Source organism: Mesorhizobium sp. P3_A9 (genome assembly GCF_056402975.1).
On the sequence record NZ_JBFUGJ010000741.1, the window covers coordinates 1 to 934 of the forward strand.

General features: G+C 57.3%; 2 protein-coding genes. One reads left to right on the forward strand and one right to left on the reverse strand.

Annotation, left to right across the window (positions count from 1 at the left end; translation table 11 throughout):
* A partial coding sequence (locus tag AC1DX0_RS36425) for a DUF1236 domain-containing protein (protein ID WP_477359408.1) occupies positions 1-258 on the reverse strand: 258 nt, incomplete at its 3' end.
* Between the two features lie 437 nt (positions 259-695).
* Between AC1DX0_RS36425 and AC1DX0_RS36430 the strand changes: the two genes are divergently transcribed.
* On the forward strand, positions 696-899 hold the full coding sequence (locus AC1DX0_RS36430) for a hypothetical protein (protein ID WP_477359411.1): 204 nt from the start codon (positions 696-698) through the stop codon (positions 897-899).
* The last annotated feature ends 35 nt before the right edge of the window (positions 900-934 follow it).

The window sequence follows — 934 nt, forward strand, 5'->3', positions numbered from 1 at the left end:
GAGCACAGTCTGGTCGTTGATCACCGCGACGCGGTACTTGACGTCAGGCACCTCACGCAGTTCGACCGTGTCCGGCACCGGCGAGCCGAGCTTCAGCTCGAGGCCGAGCAGATTGACCGACGCCAGCGGCTGTTTCTTGACGTATTCGCGAACCACCGTCTCCTGCTCCGGCTGAACGACGATGGTGTCCGCCACGGCCGCACCAATGCCGCCCATCAGGACGATCGCGGCTGCCGCACTCGAAAGATAATGTTTCATAACAAATCTCCATACTAGCTATCTGGGTTGCACCCTGCAGGGAAACTCGGCGACCGCAGCTAGGTTCCATCCCGATTTTCAAAATAAACATGCGAATTTCGCGAAGGATTTCGATTTATCTGTCAATATACGTGATGAGTAAGTCTAATGCTCTACAGAAATCCCGCGAGTTATTAGGAAATGTTCTATTGTGGCACAACATTACTCCCTCGCAAGAGCATCAGCGTGCTCTTACGAAGGGCGCAGTCCGTTCATTGCCTTAGGAAGAGCTAACGTTGAACGAACGGTGTCGTTCCAGAAGCCGTTTTCCGGCACACGAAAAAGGCCCGCACTGCCGGGAGCAGAGCGAGCCTTAGACTGTGCCGGTGGAGGTGGCAGCCTCACCGGTCACACCAGAAAACGCCGGTGCCGGTTTCCGGTTCCAACAGGCGTTCGAGGTGGCCTGGATCGGATGCAACCATGTCGCGGTGATGACGTTGTGCCCGACATTTCCCAAACGAATCCAGAGCAAGGACGATCGCGACATGGCTCCCCGACCCTCCGTGACCAAGCATCCCTTCACACTGGTGTTTGTCGTCATCGCGCTGATGGCGCCGTTCGCCGGCCTTGCCTGGCGCACCCGCGAATGGATGGGCTGGTAACGCGAAGCGCCATTCCTGATCGGGGTATCCTGCCC